Below are 17,859 nucleotides of genomic sequence, written 5' to 3'. Positions count from 1 at the left end.
GATTATACATCTTATACAAGCAAAACATATTCTTTGACGAACGTCAAAAGTTGAAATACCGTTCTGTAAATTTACAAATTTCTTCCGAATATCCCGATTTATTTTAAGGCCTATGTGCGATACTATTAACTAATCAAGAAGACCTGTTTAGCTCTCTTCCATGCCTATCCTTAAGGAGGAAAATTTCTTGCTTTATACAATCATTATCGCCATCGTGCTGTTAATTCTCATCCTTACGGTCAGCGGAATCACACGCTTTGGCTTCCATCAGATGACACGCATGCGCCTCCGGCCAGCGGAGAATATCACGAACTACCTCGAACGCACCGGCATATTTACCATAGATAAATACGATTCCATGTCCCCACGCCAGGTGCAGGTCACTTCACATGACGGCACTCGGCTGAGCGGTCAGGTTCTTGAGGCCCACCCGGACTCCAAAGACTGGGTAATCCTGGTGCATGGAATTACTTGCTCTCTGCTGCAGTCCATTCCCTTTGCCGGAATATATGAGGAGGCCGGCTTCAATGTGCTGCTGATCGACCAGCGCCGGCACGGCCAAAGCGAGGGAAAATATACAACCTATGGATATCATGAGAAGCATGATGTAGAAAGCTGGGTTGAGTGGATTTTAGAGCATTATGGGGAGGATTGCCAGGTGGGTCTGCACGGCCAATCGCTCGGCGGAGGCACTGTGCTCGAATACTTGGGGATAGCTCATCCTGCTATAAAATTCGTGGTAGCGGATTGCCCATACTCTGATCTAACTGAGCTTATCCATTACCAGCTGACCGTTCTCAACAAGCTTCCCGCTTTTCCGTTCTTGCGGCTGATTGATCGTCGTCTGGGCAGCAAAGCGGGCTTCAGGCTAGCACAGGTGAGCCCGATCAGAAACGTCCAGGCCAGCCAAATTCCAGTATTGTTCATTCATGGTACTGAGGACCGCTATGTGCCAACCTGGATGAGTCAGAATATGTACGATGTTAAGACCGGGCCCAAAGAGCTTCTGCTCGTGCCGGGTGCCGTGCATGCCAACGCCTATGAGACAGATCCCAAGCGTTATAAGGAGACTGTAGCCGCATTTGCGAAGCAGCACCTTGCTTCCGTATCAGCCGACCCGGCTGAAGCTCTTGTCTAAGGGCAGCTTTCTATTCCCGCACCAAAAAGGACGAGCATTCTCTTTGGCACCTTATGCCGAAATAGACAGCTTGTCCTGTTCTTATAACACATCTATTTTGTAATCAACGGTCCATTAACTGCATGCTTTACGCATTTGCCTCTGGGCGAGAACAATATATTTATCTAACCGCTGACTTAATTCCAGCACACTGTCACTGCTAAAGCTGCGATCTGCCGAGAGGGCAACCAGTTCGCTTCTCAGCCTCTCAATCGTGGCCAGCAAATCTTCATTGACCTTGCTGCGGACAGCCGGGCGGTTTAATGTATATGAAACTGTCATAGCCATTATGCTCACCTTCTCTCCTGTCTCCTATCTTCCTAATATTGTAACCGATGATGCCAAAAAACAAATTTTTGAAAAAATAAAAAAAATCGACTCATGGCATCCTCTCTTCTAGTATTGTCTGTTCTATTTCTGTATCTAATAAATGAGCACTCCCAGCGGGAGTGCTAACGTTTTTCATCTTCACATCATGTTATAATTTCGCATCTCGTCTCTCTTCGTCAGTATTTACGCGCCTGCTTTCTCCTGCTGCTCAGGTTGAAGCACCTCACTGCACAGTTCAGCAAGTACAGTCTGAATCTCCTTCAGTTCTTCTAACCCAGCGCCAGTAATTGAAAACATGTCGTCATGGGGGGTGAGGAAATTATCCTCTGTCAAATGCTCCAATTCCTGCTTAACTTCCCGTTCTCCAACCTTGTACCCCCGCTTCTCCAGCAGTACAAGAGCATCTCCGGTCGTCAGATCCTGCTGCTTGGCGTTATACAGCATATGAATCCGGATGAATAGGTTTTGAACATCAGCACGCATCGCTTCTCTCTCCCTTCCGGCATTGTTCTCATACAAGTTGTACTTACCCCTTGAGGAAGGCAAGGAAACAAGCCAGGAACAAGGGGATTTACAAGTTTTTCCTAACCAGGTCATTCATTATGTTGACAGAACAAAAAGAACTGTACTAATGTAATGGATTAATGATGCCTATTGGAAAAGAGGGAACAGCATGTTTAATGGGACTACAGTGGAGGGATCACGGGAGGAACGGTACCAAGCCGCACTGACGCAGCTTCAAGGCCTAATTATGGATGAGCCTAGCGCCATCGCCAATCTTTCCAATGCCTCCGCTTTGCTGAATTTAACTTTACAAGATATTAACTGGGCTGGATTCTACTTGTATGACGGCAAGGAGCTGGTACTCGGCCCGTTCCAAGGACTCCCTGCCTGCATCCGAATTCCACTGGGCCGCGGAGTATGCGGCACAGCTGCTGAACAGCGGACCACTGTACTCGTGGAAGATGTTCATGCCTTCCCCGGACATATCGCCTGCGATGCCGCCTCGAACAGCGAGATTGTGGTTCCTATGGTCAAGGACGGCGAGCTGCTTGGCGTCCTTGATATCGACAGCCCGCTAAAGGGTAGGTTCGACGAAGTCGAACAGGGCTTCCTGGAACAGTTCGTCGAGATTCTTGTTAAAGATCTCATGCTCCCCTAAAGGGTCCCCCAGGAAGAATTGACCTCTGATCCGAAGGTCACCTATCAAAAAAAGCTGCCATCCGGTCCTTGCGCCTGGATGACAGCTTTTTTCTGTACATTCCTCTTCATTGAAGCATGATTATTTGCTTCTGTCTTCAGATGGCTTCACGATTTGCATGCCTTCCATATGATGCTTAGACATCTGCTTCTTCTTCTTACGATTCTCTTTCGATTCGAACACAATATCAAGATCATAATCATCCGGATACAGCTCCTTTTTGGAGATGTATGGCTTGATCCGTTTGTGATTCACGCGAATCTGTTGCTTCTGGATCATCACAAGCAGCGTGCCGCGGTGGTCTTGAGGCTCGATGACAATTCCGGGACGGTTCAGCGAGGTTACCCACACCGCGTCACCCGGCTCATACCCTTTCTTAGCTGCGGTCCGTTCCTCCTTCTGGTCCTCTCCTTTCACTGGATGGCGAGATTCCTGCCTGGTGGAAGCTGGAGCTGGATCGCGGCTATGTTCTATATTAGAGGCTAAAGAAACCGACGTCTTCACCTCCTCCTCTTGGCATCCTTTATCAGCCCGCTGCCCTGCCTCCTTCTCTCCTTGCTCGAGTTCTACAGGCGGCTCGGGGACAGCGCTTGGGCTATTCTGCGGGGCGGTCTCCTTAACCATCCGCCCCGTCATCCACTTGCGGGACCGTTCGATCACATGCTGCGACATTCCGAGGCGCTGCGCAATCTCCAGTGCATAGCTCTGCCCCGCCTCACCGATTGTGAGCTGATATAGCGGTCTTAACGAGACCGGGTCGAATTCCATCCGGGCATTCACGAAGCCTGGTGTCTGGGCTGCAAAGGTCTTAAGCTCATTGAAGTGCGTCGTCACCAGCACGGCTGCCTGTCTCTGACTTAGCTCTTCTAAGATCGCCACAGAGAGAGCCATGCCTTCCCCCGGGTCCGTACCCGCCGCCAGCTCATCAATCAGCATCAGGCTTCGCGAGTCGGCCGTATTCAGCATCTGCACGAGGCTTGCCATCTGGGCCGAGAAGGTGCTCAGCGACTGCTCCAGACTTTGTCCGTCGCCAACCACAGCCCGGATATTCTCGAATACGGCAAAGCAGCTCCCTGCCCGTACGGGAACCAGCAGTCCGGACTGCACCATTAAAGTGAGCAGCCCCAGTGTCTTCAGCACAACCGTCTTTCCGCCCGTATTAGGCCCTGTAATAATCATGATTCTTGCTGCGGCACTTAGCTCAAGATCCAAGGGCACCATGCGCTCCAGCAGCTTCGGATGCCTAGCTTCCAGCATGCGGGTAACTCCCGTATCATTCACCTGGACGTGCTCCCCGCCGATGGATACAGCATACTTGGCTTTGGCAAACAGGAAATCATAAGTCCCCGTAATGTCAATATTCAGTTTCAGCTCACTCGCCGAGGCTTCCACGCGCTCTGACAAGGCGGAGAGCACCTTGGCCTCCTCCCGTCCTTCCTCTGCCGACAAGCCTTCCAGCTCTGACTGCAGGGCAGAGATCTCCTCCGGCTCCACGAACACCGTCTGGCCGCTGGTCGACTGATCATGCACCCGTCCTTTTACCTGCTTGTAAAACTCCTTCCTCACCGGGATCACATATCTCCCTGCGCGGACGCTAACCAGCTGCTCCTGAAGAATTCCGCTATACCTGGACATGATCGACTGCATTCGCTTCTGGATTCGCTCCTTCACCTGCTCCATTTTGCGGCGCACCTTCTCCAGTTCCCGACTGGCCTCGTTCGTTACACGGCCATGACGAATACAGCGGAGAATTTCCGACTGCAGCCCCGGCAGATCCTCCAAAGATGCGGCAAAAGAAGCGATGCCAGGAGCGATCTCCCGCTTACCGGCCATATACTTCTTAAGCTGTGTGCAGCTGTGTAAAAATACGCCGACCGAGGTCAGATCCTGCTCTCCGAACATATAGCCCGAGCCAAGCAGAGACACCACGGTCTCGACCCCTTCTAATGAAGGCAGCGGCACACTTGCCCCTTTGCTGAGGAGGCGCTTGGCCTCCTCCGTCTCCTCCAAGCTTCTTGCAATTTGACTGAGCTTGCTCATCGGCTGAAGCTCGCTGATTCTTCTCCTTCCTTCATATGACACGGCATATCGCGATGCCTCCGCAATAATGTCTCCATACTCCAAGGTGCGCAGTGTCTGCTCATCCATTTGTTCATAAGCCCCCCTCATTAAAATAAAAAAAGGGCAAGGAATACACACAAGCATTCCTTGCCCCTAGAGTCTTAAGCCTGCATTCGGATATACCAAAAAACCGTGCTGAGAATCAGCACGGTTACTGGGTAAGCTCCGATACAAGGCCGCAATCAGGCGACAATGATATCCCGCGTGTTCTTAACTACATCATAGAGCCGTTTCGAGGTACAGGAAATTAAGGAGCTTCGCCTTCATAAAAAAAGCGAAATCCCTTCCTAAACATCAAAACGCGTCTTATGAAGTTACTAGTTAAGAACAACCACCGTCATCAAAATTTCTCCTTTATGCGAAAGATACCTTAAATTTACCAGCAACCCATGACCTAAGTCAAGCGGGTTATTAGGCCTGAAGAACGTTGAAAGTGATTTAATATTATTGTTATAGTTTACATATTAGAAAAGTTTGGAAGCGCCTGCATAGGGACAGGCAGTGCCATTTTAGCCTCTTTTACGCAATTTTCACAATAGAACCTCAACTTTGTTAACAATAATTCCGTTTTAGCAGGCAATACCTCATTTTATTCACACTTCGTTTTGGAGTATGATGTGTGTGTTGTGTTTTATATATGGAACTCTTATGAAATCATCTTAGTGAAAGGAAGGAACTACAGTGTCCGTTCTAAATGAATCCCTCTTCAAGCGGCTGGGACCTACCAAACCGTTCGTATTGTTCTCAGTTCTGATGATTGTGAAGAGCTATTTGGCTTGGATGGCCATTTTTGACGGTATTCCTCCCCTGTCTCCGCTCCTTAAGGAGATACCGTTCATCTGGATTATCTTCTGCCTGATCGAATGGTTCGCTTCCAAGCGGAAGATGGCCTATTATCTGGCAGTTAACCTGCTCTTAACCGGCATTTTCTTTGCCGCCATTATGTACTATAAATATTACGGTGTTATCGTGGATTATCGCGCACTTCAGCAGGTGAACCAGGTAACGGCCGTCAAGAACAGCGTCTTCTCCCTGCTTGATCCTTACTATCTGCTGATTTTCCTGGATATTTTGGTCATTGGATTTCTGGTCATCCGCGGCAGGAAGACACCGAGAGTAACTGAGCTGAATAAGCGGCGCGTACGCTCCAGCGTTGTCTCCACCGTATTCGTTCTCTCCTTGGCTCTGTGCATATTTAACATCTGGCCCAATCGTGCCAGCATGAACGAGATCAAGAAAGCCGAATCCATGGGGATCTTGAATTATGAAGCTTATACGATTCTGTCCAACAAGAAGGAAGAGCTGGTGGACATGAGCAAGATCACCCAGCCCGCCATCGACAAGCTGAAAGGAACGACAGAGCCGGTGGCTCCCAAGTATCAAGGGGTGGCCAAGGGGAAGAATCTAATTATCCTTCAGCTCGAGTCCTTCCAGAACTTCCTCATTAATCTGAAGATTGATGGTCAGGAAATTACACCGAATATGAACAAGCTGGTCAGTCAGAGCCTTTACTTTGATCATTTCTACCAGATGGTCGGCCAAGGAAATACCTCTGATGCTGAATTTGTGGTGAACACGTCCTTCTATATTCCGCCAAACGAGGCTGCCACTCAGAATTATCCGGATAAGCAGCTGCCCAGCCTGCCTAGATTAATGCAGGAGAACGGCTACGATACCGCAACATTCCATACTAACGTGGTAAACTTCTGGAATCGCGGCGAGCTGTATAAGGCTCTTGGCTGGAACCGGTATTATGATCAGGAGTTCTACGGCAAGGAGGATATGGTCTTCTTCGGGCCGTCGGATGAGGTCCTATACAAGAAAACGATGCCGGAGCTTCAGAAGATGCAGCAAAGCGGCAAGCCGTTCTATGCTCAGATTATTTCCATGAGTTCGCATCATCCGTTCACCATACCTCATGAGAAGGACAAGATTACGCTACCTGAACGGTACCAGGATACAATGGTTGGCGACTATCTCCGTGCTCAGAATTACGCCGATTACTGTCTGGGGCTGTTCATCGAGGACCTTAAAGCCAAAGGGCTCTATGATAACAGCGTGATCGTGCTGTATGGCGATCATCAAGGCTTGCCCAAATACTCACTCGACAAAGACGAAAAAGCACTGATGGAAGAAATTTATGGCCGCACCTACGGAAATATCGATATGATCAATATTCCGCTTGTCATCTCCGTCCCGGGACAGCAGCCAGCCAAATTCAATCAGGTTGGCGGCGAGGTAGATATCATGCCGACTGTAGCTAATCTGCTTGGCATTTCACTTCAGAACCATATCCACTTTGGTCAAGATATTCTGAATCAGGACTATAACCTGCTTCCGCAGCGTTATTACCTGCCTTCGGGATCGTTCCTTAACGACAAGGCCTTGTTCATGCCAGGGGTATGGTACGATGACGGGGACCAAATTCCGTTATCCGGAAATGGAGTGAACCAGGCACTGACTACGGAAAATGAATATAATCGTGCACTCGATCTGCTCCACCTCTCGGACAGCTATGTGAAGCAGCTTCCGAACCGTGTGGATAAATAGAATCTCACTTCAAATACAGCCATTATGGAGCAATCCATAGTGGCTGTATTTCTTTTGGCCCTAAAAGGCGCTATTCCCCTAAGATGCCAATTTAATACTTACTATACTTTTATGTTGACTAACTATGCTTATTGCCTTAAAATCGGACATTATTGACTAATAATAACTTCATATCTGAAAGTGCAGTGAACAAGAGGTTTCTCCCTTTTTGTCACTGCTTCTTGACGTTTGAGGATTCTATAGCATAGATTAGGAGAATTTACTTCATGGAGACAAATGCATACCGTGTTCTTTTATACTATAAATTTACGCCTATTGAGAATCCTGAAGCCTTTACAGCAGAGCATCTACAGTACTGTAAAGAGCTCGGACTTAAGGGGCGGATTCTTATCGCGTCAGAAGGCATTAATGGGACTGTCTCGGGAACTTGGGAACAGACAGAGGAGTACATGAATCACATGCGCGCTAATCCGCTGTTCAAGGATATGTGGTTCAAGATTGACGAGGTCGAAGGCCATGCGTTTAAGAAAATGTTCGTACGCCATAAGAAGGAACTTGTAACCTTCCGCTACGACAAGGAGTTGGACCCTAACACGCTGAGCGGCAAACGTCTGTCCCCGGCAGAGTTCTACGAACAGCTTCAACAGGACGACGTTGTCGTGATCGACGGACGTAACGATTATGAGTATGAAATCGGGCATTTCCGCAACGCCATCCGCCCTGACGTCAAATCATTTCGCGAGTTTCCGGAATGGATCCGCGACAACTTGAGCGAGTTCAAGGACAAGAAGGTCCTCACATATTGCACAGGCGGTATTCGTTGCGAGAAGCTGACCGGCTTCCTCTTAACCGAAGGCTTTGAGGACGTGGCCCAGCTTGAGGGCGGTATCGTTACCTACGGAAAGGACCCTGAAGTGCAAGGAAGACTGTTCGACGGAAAATGCTATGTCTTTGACGAGCGAATCTCCGTACCGATTAACCGCACGGACGAAGACGTCGTGATTGCCACCTGCTATCATTGCGGAAAGACACATGACCGCTACATCAACTGCCCGACCTGCAACCTTCAGTATGTATGTTGTGAAGAATGTGAAGACACACACGAGCAGTTCTGCTCTTCCGAGTGCAGAGATGCCGCACCGGTTAGCCATACCCATTCTCATCATGAAGTGGGGATGCAGCCTTGAACAAAATGAAAGATCTCCCTACCCGGGAGCATATCCTTCATCTTCTCAAGACTTTGGGACCCTTAACCGCACGCGAAATGACCGTGCAGCTGCAAATTACCGAGATGGCGGTCAGACGCCACCTCGGAACCTTGGAGCGTGACGGGCTGATCGAGCCGAAGCTGCAGCGGCAGACAATGGGTAGGCCTACCTCTGTTTACGCACTCACTGAAGAAGCAGAGGGATTTTTCCCAAAGACTTATCATAAGGTGACATTGGAGCTCCTGAACGAACTGAAGGAAGAAGCCGGCGAAGCAATGATCGGCAGACTGTTTGAACGCCGGAAATTCAAGCTGATGAAGAAATATGAAGCCAGGATGGAGGGGCGTGACCTTCCTGCCAAGGTGCGTATTCTAACTGAAATGCAAAATGAAGGCGGCTACATGGCCGAATGCGGACAAAGCGAGAATGGGGATTATGTTCTGAAGGAATATAACTGTCCCATTTATGAAGTGGCAGACCATTATAATCATGCCTGCAGCTGTGAGCTGGAGCTGTTCGAATCCCTGCTGGATACGAAGGTGACACGCACCGAATGCCTTGCAAAAGGCGGTTCCTGCTGTGCATATGTTATCTCTCCGTACCCTGAGAATGCCAAGCCTACATCATAAAAATGAGCCGACTTATTATACATTCATGTTGACTAAGTCGGTAAAGTTTTTTACAATGCTAATAGATCAATTTAATTTATCACATTTCCTAAGGAGGAATTTACTATGGCTCATCAACTGCCACCACTTCCCTACCCTGCAAATGCTCTTGAACCGCATATCGACGAACAAACGATGAATATCCATCATGATCGTCACCACAATACATACGTGACGAACCTTAACGCTGCACTGGAAAGCGCTCCTGAACTGCAAAGCAAGAGCGTAGAAGAACTGATCTCCGCAATCGACAGCGTGCCGGAAGGCATTCGCACAGCTGTTCGCAACAATGGCGGCGGACATGCGAACCACTCCCTGTTCTGGGAAATCATTGGACCTAACGGCGGCGGCGCTCCTAAAGGCAACGTAGCGGCTGCTATCGACAGCGAGCTTGGCGGATTTGACAAGTTCAAAGAAGACTTCGCTAAAGCAGCAGCAACCCGCTTTGGCAGCGGCTGGGCTTGGCTGGTTGTCGGCAAAGACGGCAAACTGGCAGTAACCAGCACACCTAACCAAGACAGCCCGCTGATGGACGGACAGACTCCAATCCTCGGCCTGGACGTTTGGGAGCATGCTTACTACCTGAAATACCAAAACAAACGCCCTGACTACATTGCTGCTTTCTGGAACGTAGTCAACTGGGATGCAGTTGAAGCTCGTTATAACGCTGCAAAATAAGAATTTGCCTATAAAGAATGCCCCTTGGTTCATTTCACGAACCAAGGGGCATTTTCTATATTGTTATGAGATCAGCTCTCTGCTCCCGCAAGCGGCACGGTCTGCAAGGACACCGTCTGCCCGCTCCACTCCAGCTCCAGCTCTCGCTCCTTAGCGCGCAGACGCTTCCGGCCTCTCCAGCGCATCCAGGATAATGCGCCGCGGAAGTATTCATCCGCGATCATGCAGCCATAGATCGCCACGATGCCCCAGCCTAAGGACACTCCAAGCCAGTAAGACCCGGCCGTAGCCACCAGCCACATGGACAAGAGAGAGATGTTCATTGTAAAGCGGGTATCCCCAAGGGCATTGAGCGCATCTCCGAGCGCCATGTTCAGCATCTTCCCCGGCTGCAGCAGCAGATTCAGCCACAGCAGGGACACCCCAATCGCCAAAATCTCAGGATCGCTCGTAAACAGGCTAAGCAGGTATTTTCCAAACAGCAGCAGCAGCAAGGCATTCAAGGTCACCAGCGGCATGCCGATCGCCAAGGCGCGGTAAGCTGCACGATAAGCCTGCTTAGTCTTCCCTGCCCCGAACAGATGGGCAATCTGGATTTGGGCGGCCAAAGCAAGTGAATAGCCCAGCAGGAAGCAGAATGACTCCAGCGTATTCATATAGGTTCTGGCAGCCAGCTCCTTGGAGCCCAGCATGGCCAAGAAGGAGAAGATCGCCAGCTGCGAGAACACCCAGCATGCCATGTTGACGCCAAGCGGCCAACCGATCTCCATAATCTCCTTGAACAATTTGCGGTCAAACAAACGGATATCCCGCAGGCCAATCTTCCGCTCAAAGGCCCCTAGGAAAATCAAAAATAAGACGATCGAGGCCAAGAACCGGCTTGTAACGGTTGAGATGGCCACACCGGTGATCCCCCACTGAGGAAATCCCATTGCTCCAAAGATAAAACAGTAGTTTAAGCCGATATGAATCAGGTTCATGCCGATCGCCGTCACCATTGGCCCTTTGGTATTCCCTGTGTTACGAATGGCCGTGCTAAGTGTGGACATGATTGCTGTCAGCACCATGCCGCCGCCCACAATAGAGATATACGATTGAGCCAAAGGCAGCAGCTCCTCAGGCAATTGCAGCACTCTTGCAATCGGTCCTGGCACCGCGATCAACAGGATGCTCAGCAGCGCTCCGATCACCAAAGTGACCTTGAAGGCAATCACGGCAACCGTGCGGCCTTCCTCTTCCCTGCGCGAGCCGATTTTCTGGGCAATAACAATGCCTGCGCCACTGGCTACCGTAGCGAAAAGAGTCGTCAATGCGTTGAACAACTGATTCGAGAATCCAACTACAGCAACAGCATCATCGGACAGCCGGCTTACCATGAGCGTATCCACGGCCCCCAGCAAAAATTGCAGGAACAGCTCGATAAAAATAGGCCAGGACAGCACCCACAGCGAATACTTATTCTTTTCCTGTTTCATTAACATTTCAACCTCCCGAAGGGAAAGAAATGTAACTTTCATGAAGTTCATTTCTCCATCATCTAAGTGTCTGTAACAAATTATAGATGGTATAATGAAACAGGAATATCACATTCACAACTTTAACTATCATTTTTCCAACCATGTTATAGCTTATGGGTTTAATATAAAATCTCAAGCCGAGGTGCTCTATGACACTTCTCCAATTCACCTTTCCGCCTCTTCCTTATTACATTGCCAGCGACCAGGAGCTGATGCCTGCCGGAAGCAGGCACGCCAGCCGCCGGAATCTTGGCGTCTTCGATCTGCTCTTTGTGCTACGAGGCTGTCTGTACATGGGAGAGGATGAGCAGCGGTATGATGTATCAGCAGGCCATGTGTTCATCCTGCGTCCAGACCGCTATCATTACGGCAGCTCTGCTTGCCAGGAGAATACAACCTATTATTGGCTGCACTTTGAAGCCGGCGGGCCTTGGCGCAGCCTTGAGGAATCCCATGGAGCATGCACGGAGGACGGCTGCTCTGAAGCCGACGTCTTCCCCTCCACCCTGAGCGCAGCCCCCTTCACAGAACTGCTGCCTCAGTTCTGCCGGGTGTCTCAGCCCGAGAGGTTTGCTGAGGTTCTGCGGGAGCTTACGCTGATTGGCAAGGGCCTCCATCTGCAGGGGGCAAGACTGAAGCAGCAGGTGCTCTTCCAGGAGCTGATCCGCCAGCTAACCGAGCCTCGCAGCTCTGAGGCGCCTTCCGCTCAAGTACTGTGTGCCGAACGGGCGGCTGCCTACCTTCGCGAGCACTACCGGGAAGAGGTGACCTCGAAAGCACTCGGAGAGAGCATCAATTTCCATCCGGTCTATATTGCCCGCTGCATGCAGAAGACCTTCGGCTGCTCTCCCGCCGCCTACTTGATGCGCTACCGCATCGAGCGGGCCAAGCTGCTGCTGCAGCAGACCGACCTTAGCGTAGGACGAATTGCCGAGGAGGTCGGCTTCAACCAAGCCGCCTATTTCACCTCCTGCTTCGTTAAATACGAAGGCATCTCTCCTCGCAGGTACCGTCAGCAATTCGCCTAAGAATATGAGCTTGGGCTGAGCTTTGACTGAGCTTTGAGGACGAAGAAGAATTTTGTCGAAATATCTTTGAAATAGGGGAAACTTTTAGGGACAAATGCTCGTATTACTCTACAGATTGCCTGTTTTTCCAAAAGGCAGCCATTATGAACTAAAGGCGGTGAAATCGATAGTGAACTCCCGGAAAATGTTAACCCGGTTTCTTATGGTCCTGCCGATTTTGTCCTTGGGAATTCTCTTGTCCGCCCCACAAGCCAAGGCGGGATACTTCAACGATGTATATAACGGAATCAAGACCTTCTCCGAAATTCCGTCAGATATGAATCAGTTAAAGCAGGAATATCAGGATGCTGCGAAGCAGCTGAGCGAGGCGCAGAGCACGCTTGAAGCCTATCAGAATCAGAACGAGGAGCTGGTCAAACAGAATCAGGAGCTAACCGAGACGGTGAAGACTCTGAATGCTGCCCAGGAGGCTCGGGAAGCCAGCTCACGGAGACTTCGCATCATCCTGTACACCGTAATCGGACTCTTTGTGGGTTATTTTATCTTTATGCGGGTACTTCGGGTGCTTCTCCGCCGCTAAGAATATAGCCAAAGCTGACCCTGCCGCTAACCGAATTAGAAATTGTCGGTACCAGTGCTGGGCAGCCGCCTTGATCAACACGAAACTTAGGCTGCAAAGGAGAGTATGGACCGTTGAACATTACAATGGACAGCGAAAGTGCCTATACCAATGGACAGGCCGTCACCTTTCAACTGGATGAAGGGGAGACGGCCCATGTGCTTCACCCTGGACAAATTATAGCTTACCGCGGGCCTTCGGAGAGCCGTATCGACCGGCTGATGAACGTCAAAGGCATGTACCGGAAGAAAAAGCTGATTCGTGCGGATATTACGGGAACATGCGAATTTATAGCCGCCATCCCACCTTCCTACAGCCTCAAGCCCATCCCGCTAACGAGGGGCAGCGACCTGCTGTATGATTACAGGCATCTGTTCTTCTACACTCACGGAGTTCAGATGCAGACCCGCATCTTGAGCGTGAAGAGCATGCTGATTACCCGGGACGCCGTGAAGATGAAATTTTCCGGAAACGGGCAAATCGGCATCCTGACAGAAGGCCATGTCATTGAGGTCGAGCTTCATCCTGAGGAACCGCTCTATGTTAATGTAGGCAGCGTCATTGCTTACCCGGAGAACGCCCATATGGAGCTGTCCGTCTACGGCAATCACCTGGCCAGTCAGCATATGAGCTACCACTGGAAGATGACGGGACGAGGGACGGTGCTGCTGCAGGCCGGGCGCGAGAGCCAGCGGCTGGAGAACGACATGAAGGATGAGGGACTGTTTAAACGAATCCTGCGCGAAGTCATTCCTTTTGGCGGAGTATTTATCAAATAATCGGGGCGGCAGCCGCCTGTGGAAGAAGTTCTAGCTTCTCCCCTGGCGGCTGCCGTGTTTTGTATATGTCAGTCCAGCTGAAATAAATAGGATTACGCTTGAGGTGACAAGGTCAGGCGCCAGCCGATCTCCAGCGCCCCTGGCTTCACCAGCCTAGCTTCCCGCAGCAGCCCGCTGCGGGAAGCTGCCTCACGTGCCGGTTCAGGCAGCTCAAGCGCGGCTCCCTCCGTAAGCGGAGCAATTGCGGCCGCGGCACCGCGAATTACAGTGCAGAGACCCTGTTCCCCAGTCCGCACGGTCTCACTCCGCTCACTCCCGTCAGAGACAAGGACAGGGAACAGTGCCCCTGCCGCAAGCAGCCCCTCCTCTTCTTGAGGAATGATACTGTAAACCGCCTCAATGCTCCCCCGCTGGTGAGAGTATCTTGTCACGATTTCCTTCACTCCCGGGAAGGGCCCCCTCCACCGAAGCATCCAAGAGGTATGGCCTTCCTGAACAGCGGCCTCCTCCAATTGAACACTCACGCCGCCGGCGGCAGGATCAATACCTGCATCCCGGTCAAATTCCTTACCGGATGGCACCCCCTCAGACAATGAATGCCAGACGCCATCTGAAGTCTGCCACATCGGGCTGTAGCTTAAGGGCAGAACCTCTCCTTCCGCGTATTCCGTAAATCCCTGATCGCTGTGCCCAGAGGCGCTGGGGCCAATAGCCCGCGGAAGGCCATGCTCTTGAACCCTAACGATCCCCGGAATGTTATAGGGGTCATTTAATGAGGTCTGCACGGCCACCTGGCTGCCGGGAACGGAAGAGATGACCGTCTGGAACCAGCCGTCCACTTCCAGCACCCGGCTGCCAGCCTCGGCGGGAATAGGCGTCTCGGGGATCTCTTCCACTTCTGCATCCTGCAGCGCAAAGGCCAGCGCGGCAGCCGTCCAAAGATTATAGCAGGTATGGTTCGTATAGACCTCGAAGCCGTGCCTGGCGCTGGGCGGATAATGATTGCGAACAATTTGCAGGCAGCCCTCCTCGGTCTGCCAGGCATGAATCGCCTCAAAGCAGAGTCCGGCGGCCCGCCGGAAGGCTCCAGCCAGCACGCGCTCGCCGCTCCGCCAAGCTTCGCCCGCGGCCAGCGTGAAGACACAGGCAGCGGCGGCTTCATTCCACTGGTGCTGTGCACTGCGGCCGCGCGGGGGAATTTCCCCCAGCGGGGACAGCATCAGCAGCGAGCTGAGAGCGCCGCGCCGCAGCTTTTCCCGCAGCTCTGCTGCGGATGGCCCATTGTAGCCAGCCTGGATCATCAGGGAGAGATGCATCCGAGTCACGATGTCATAGGCAAAGGGACTGTTAGGCAGGTCCAATGGGCCGTCCTGATACAGGCCCAGCAGGGTCAGGCGCAGCAGATGACTCTCCTGCAAATAACGCTCCAGCCATGCGCCATCTTCTGATATCCCTTCCGCGAAGCGCAGGTATTCGCCGGACAGCATAATCGCATTCCAATTGATCATCCGGTTGATATTCTTCATCCGGCTCATCGTGAAGATGTAATCCTCCTCAGGATCAATCCGGGCAAGCATCGCGCGCCAGCTCTCCGCCTGTGCCCCGGCAACCCGGTCCTTCAGGAGACGGTAAGCCGCCATAATCATCACCGGGTAGAAATCAGGATGGTGATCGGGCACAGCCCGGCCCACCACCAGCTCGATGCTGTGTGTCAGAGCCGCCGCAGCGGAAGACAGCAGGTCTTCCCTTCCCTCGGCGACCAAGGCAGCGGCGGCCGCTGCATAAGATGGGGTCGAATAATAACGCTCGGCGCCTGAAAAAGGGTCCACAATCCCTCCATCTTCCTGCTGGTGCTTAGCATAATACCGAACAATCCCCTCCAGCAGTCCGGCCTTCTTCTCCCGATCCCAGCCGGACGGCTGAATAGAAACCTTCTCCGCCTCCTCGATAAAGCGCTGAATTTCGTCCTTCCAACCATATTCCTTCAGTTCCACACGCATTCTCCTCCTTCCCCTGCTGCTGCCACTAGGGTCCGCTGCATAGTCACGAAATACGGGTCTCTTCCACGGGGCCCTTAGCAGGTGACTCTCTCACGCTCTCGTTCTTCCCCCGGATAAAAGACAAACTCAAAGCTCAAATTCACCTCGTTCTCCAGCTGCAGCTTAGGCTGAAAGTCTACCCAGTACAGCTTCTCCAACCCTGGCTGGCCGGGGAGGAAGTCCGCCTCCCCTACTTCACATGCCAAAAGCTCGGCTTGATAATGAAGCTCTACCTCTGCTCCGCTGCCAGTTCGGATGACCAGTCTGCCCTCTTCTGCGGGGGTGGGAGCGTAGAAAGTGACGAATCGTTCTGTCCATGATGATCGCTCCCCTGTAAATCTGAAGGCATCCAGGACCTGAACCCGGGCTGCCCGCTTATCAAAGCTGAAGGTACGCACCAAGGAGTCGGGCTCCAAGGAGTCGTAAGCCCTGCTTAAATCCAGCTCCAGCTCATCCACTTCGTTGGTCAGACTGATCCTGCGAAGCTCCGCAGCCCTCTCCCGGCCTTCCTGCTGGGGCGCCCCATTCACAAGCGGGACCGAATGCCCATGAGAGCCGTTGAAGATCAGTTCATATCTGCGGTCCCCAAAATACTCCTTGGTGTAGATCCCGCTCCCCGGATCGGCGAGCAGCATCTGGCCGTCCGCATGCAGGATGAAGCTGCCCAGGTCATTATGGTTATGGGGCTCTCCGTTGTGCCCCCCTTTGACTGAGAAGGCTAACTCATGGCCGTTCCATTCGGTACGGCTGACCAGAATTTGCGCATCCTTGAACCAGCTGACGGCACCGGAAGGCAGGCGGCTTCCGGACAGCTCCGACTGGCTCCATACCAGATTGCGCATGGCATGGGCGTATCTGAAGCAGGAATCGCTCCAGATGCCGGAAGCATATCGCACATCCGGCACCTCGATACCGCGCAGGCGCTGCCTGAGCCGATGGGTCAGCCCCGGCGGGTACTCATAATGCAGCGACGTGTCAGCATAGCTAAGGACACGCCCGCCTGTCAGATAGCTCTTCTGCTGAAACTCGGCGATGCTGCGAACCTTCTCCCCGGCCATAAGATCGATCGCTCCACAGGTTCGCTGCCGAAGCAGCTCTGCAAAATAGACAAAAAATCCAAAGCCGTAGCCCCAGTAATTCATTCCCTCCAGGCAGGCCCCGTCTTCGGGGAATCCTGACAGATAACCATCCATGGTGGACAGCACCCGCTCCAGCAGCGGCGTCAGCTTCTGATCGTCCTGAATTAAATACATCGCCGCTGCGCCAATCGAGCCGGCGCAAACGGCCGCCCAGTTCATATCCGTCTGCTCCCACCAAGGCTTCGGCGCAGAATCCGTATCGGCGTACGAACCCAGCACACGCTCCCACACCTCAAAGCGCACCCTATGCAGAACGGCGGGAGCAAGCCGGCCTTCCAGCAAGGCTGTAATCTCGCCGAGATAGAAGGCTGTTTCTGCAGAGAACAAATCCAGCTGGGTTCTCGCTGTGCGCCCGGAGCCGCCGATTTGCCGGTTAGGCTCGGCCAGACTCTGCCCGCCCAGGTGAGCGGGGAGACACCAGCTGTACTCCCCGCAGATGGCCCAGATTACATCCTCAAGAACTTCCAGCCATCTCACTTCAGGCTGTGCCAGCGCAAGCATCGCGAAGACTGCCAGCCGCTTGCGCCGCTGAAAATAAGCCTGCTCGAACAGCACGCGGTCTCCGTTCGTATCAAACAGCTTATATAAAGAATAAGGAAGCTCAGGGATGGGCTCCAGTATGAACGCTTCCCCTGCAGCCCGCAGTTCCTGCAAGAGCGGCGCATGGAGCGCAGAGCTTGCGATATGCTCCCACGCTTCCTGCGTCCTTCCTTCGGAAAACAGCAGTCTACGGCCATCGCCCCCGGCATGCTTTGTTCCTGCTTGAAGAGCCTCAAGCATGTTCATGGGCAGCTTCGCCTCCTTC

At 52.1% G+C, this 17,859-nt stretch carries 15 protein-coding genes; 9 read left to right on the top strand and 6 right to left on the bottom strand.

What is annotated here, in order from left to right; genetic code table 11:
* The first annotated feature begins 187 nt into the window (after window positions 1-187).
* Window positions 188-1,138 carry an alpha/beta hydrolase gene (locus tag DCC85_RS03185; protein WP_108464269.1) on the top strand — a complete coding sequence of 317 codons (951 nt, stop codon included), beginning with the start codon at window positions 188-190 and terminating at the stop codon, window positions 1,136-1,138.
* Window positions 1,139-1,252: 114 nt separating this feature from the next.
* Here the strand turns inward: DCC85_RS03185 and DCC85_RS03180 are convergent, their stop codons facing one another.
* Window positions 1,253-1,465 (bottom strand): aspartyl-phosphate phosphatase Spo0E family protein, encoded by a 213-nt coding sequence (locus DCC85_RS03180; protein ID WP_234414321.1) that lies wholly within the window; start codon window positions 1,463-1,465, stop codon window positions 1,253-1,255.
* Window positions 1,466-1,690: 225 nt separating this feature from the next.
* Window positions 1,691-1,990 carry a hypothetical protein gene (locus DCC85_RS03175; RefSeq protein ID WP_108467697.1) on the bottom strand — a complete coding sequence of 100 codons (300 nt, stop codon included), beginning with the start codon at window positions 1,988-1,990 and terminating at the stop codon, window positions 1,691-1,693.
* A gap of 190 nt (window positions 1,991-2,180) precedes the next feature.
* On the opposite strand from DCC85_RS03175, the gene DCC85_RS03170 reads away from it, so the two are divergent.
* Complete coding sequence (locus tag DCC85_RS03170) at window positions 2,181-2,669, top strand: GAF domain-containing protein (RefSeq protein WP_108464268.1); 489 nt, start codon at window positions 2,181-2,183, stop codon at window positions 2,667-2,669.
* A gap of 120 nt (window positions 2,670-2,789) precedes the next feature.
* On the opposite strand, the gene DCC85_RS03165 is transcribed toward DCC85_RS03170, so the two are convergent.
* Entirely contained in the window at window positions 2,790-4,856 is a 2,067-nt protein-coding gene (locus DCC85_RS03165; protein WP_108464267.1) for an endonuclease MutS2, read from the bottom strand.
* 726 nt (window positions 4,857-5,582) lie between these two features.
* Between DCC85_RS03165 and DCC85_RS03160 the strand changes: the two genes are divergently transcribed.
* From DCC85_RS03160 to DCC85_RS03145, 4 genes are all read left to right on the top strand, one after another.
* Window positions 5,583-7,379 (top strand): LTA synthase family protein, encoded by a 1,797-nt coding sequence (locus DCC85_RS03160; RefSeq protein ID WP_108467696.1) that lies wholly within the window; start codon window positions 5,583-5,585, stop codon window positions 7,377-7,379.
* Between the two features lie 266 nt (window positions 7,380-7,645).
* Entirely contained in the window at window positions 7,646-8,566 is a 921-nt protein-coding gene (gene trhO / locus DCC85_RS03155; RefSeq protein WP_108464266.1) for an oxygen-dependent tRNA uridine(34) hydroxylase TrhO, read from the top strand.
* Between the two features lie 5 nt (window positions 8,567-8,571).
* Window positions 8,572-9,216: a helix-turn-helix transcriptional regulator gene (locus tag DCC85_RS03150; RefSeq protein WP_325048416.1), complete on the top strand. Its 645-nt coding sequence runs from the start codon at window positions 8,572-8,574 to the stop codon at window positions 9,214-9,216.
* 105 nt (window positions 9,217-9,321) lie between these two features.
* Entirely contained in the window at window positions 9,322-9,933 is a 612-nt protein-coding gene (locus DCC85_RS03145) for a superoxide dismutase (protein ID WP_108464264.1), read from the top strand.
* A 71-nt stretch (window positions 9,934-10,004) separates the two neighbouring features.
* Here DCC85_RS03145 and DCC85_RS03140 read toward each other — a convergent pair whose 3' ends face one another.
* Window positions 10,005-11,408: an MATE family efflux transporter gene (locus DCC85_RS03140; protein WP_108467695.1), complete on the bottom strand. Its 1,404-nt coding sequence runs from the start codon at window positions 11,406-11,408 to the stop codon at window positions 10,005-10,007.
* 191 nt (window positions 11,409-11,599) lie between these two features.
* Here DCC85_RS03140 and DCC85_RS03135 point away from each other — a divergent pair, with 191 nt between their 5' ends.
* The 3 genes from DCC85_RS03135 to DCC85_RS03125 all read left to right on the top strand — a co-directional run bounded on the left by DCC85_RS03135 (window position 11,600) and on the right by DCC85_RS03125 (window position 13,876).
* The gene (locus DCC85_RS03135) at window positions 11,600-12,478 is read left to right on the top strand and encodes a helix-turn-helix transcriptional regulator (RefSeq protein WP_108464263.1); all 879 of its coding nucleotides are present in this window, start codon (window positions 11,600-11,602) and stop codon (window positions 12,476-12,478) included.
* Between the two features lie 169 nt (window positions 12,479-12,647).
* Window positions 12,648-13,058: a hypothetical protein gene (locus tag DCC85_RS03130; protein WP_234414320.1), complete on the top strand. Its 411-nt coding sequence runs from the start codon at window positions 12,648-12,650 to the stop codon at window positions 13,056-13,058.
* A gap of 125 nt (window positions 13,059-13,183) precedes the next feature.
* Entirely contained in the window at window positions 13,184-13,876 is a 693-nt protein-coding gene (locus tag DCC85_RS03125) for an AIM24 family protein (RefSeq protein WP_108467694.1), read from the top strand.
* Between the two features lie 92 nt (window positions 13,877-13,968).
* Here the strand turns inward: DCC85_RS03125 and DCC85_RS03120 are convergent, their stop codons facing one another.
* A complete protein-coding gene (locus tag DCC85_RS03120; RefSeq protein ID WP_108464261.1) occupies window positions 13,969-15,876 on the bottom strand; it encodes a glycosyl hydrolase in 1,908 nt (635 codons plus the stop codon).
* A gap of 74 nt (window positions 15,877-15,950) precedes the next feature.
* Entirely contained in the window at window positions 15,951-17,840 is a 1,890-nt protein-coding gene (locus tag DCC85_RS03115) for a heparinase II/III domain-containing protein (RefSeq protein WP_108464260.1), read from the bottom strand.
* Window positions 17,841-17,859: the final 19 nt, after the last annotated feature.

This window comes from Paenibacillus sp. CAA11, from assembly GCF_003060825.1.
GTDB lineage: Bacteria > Bacillota > Bacilli > Paenibacillales > Paenibacillaceae > Fontibacillus.
The sequence above is the reverse complement of the archived record's forward strand: the minus strand, read 5'-3'. Positions and strand labels throughout refer to the sequence as shown.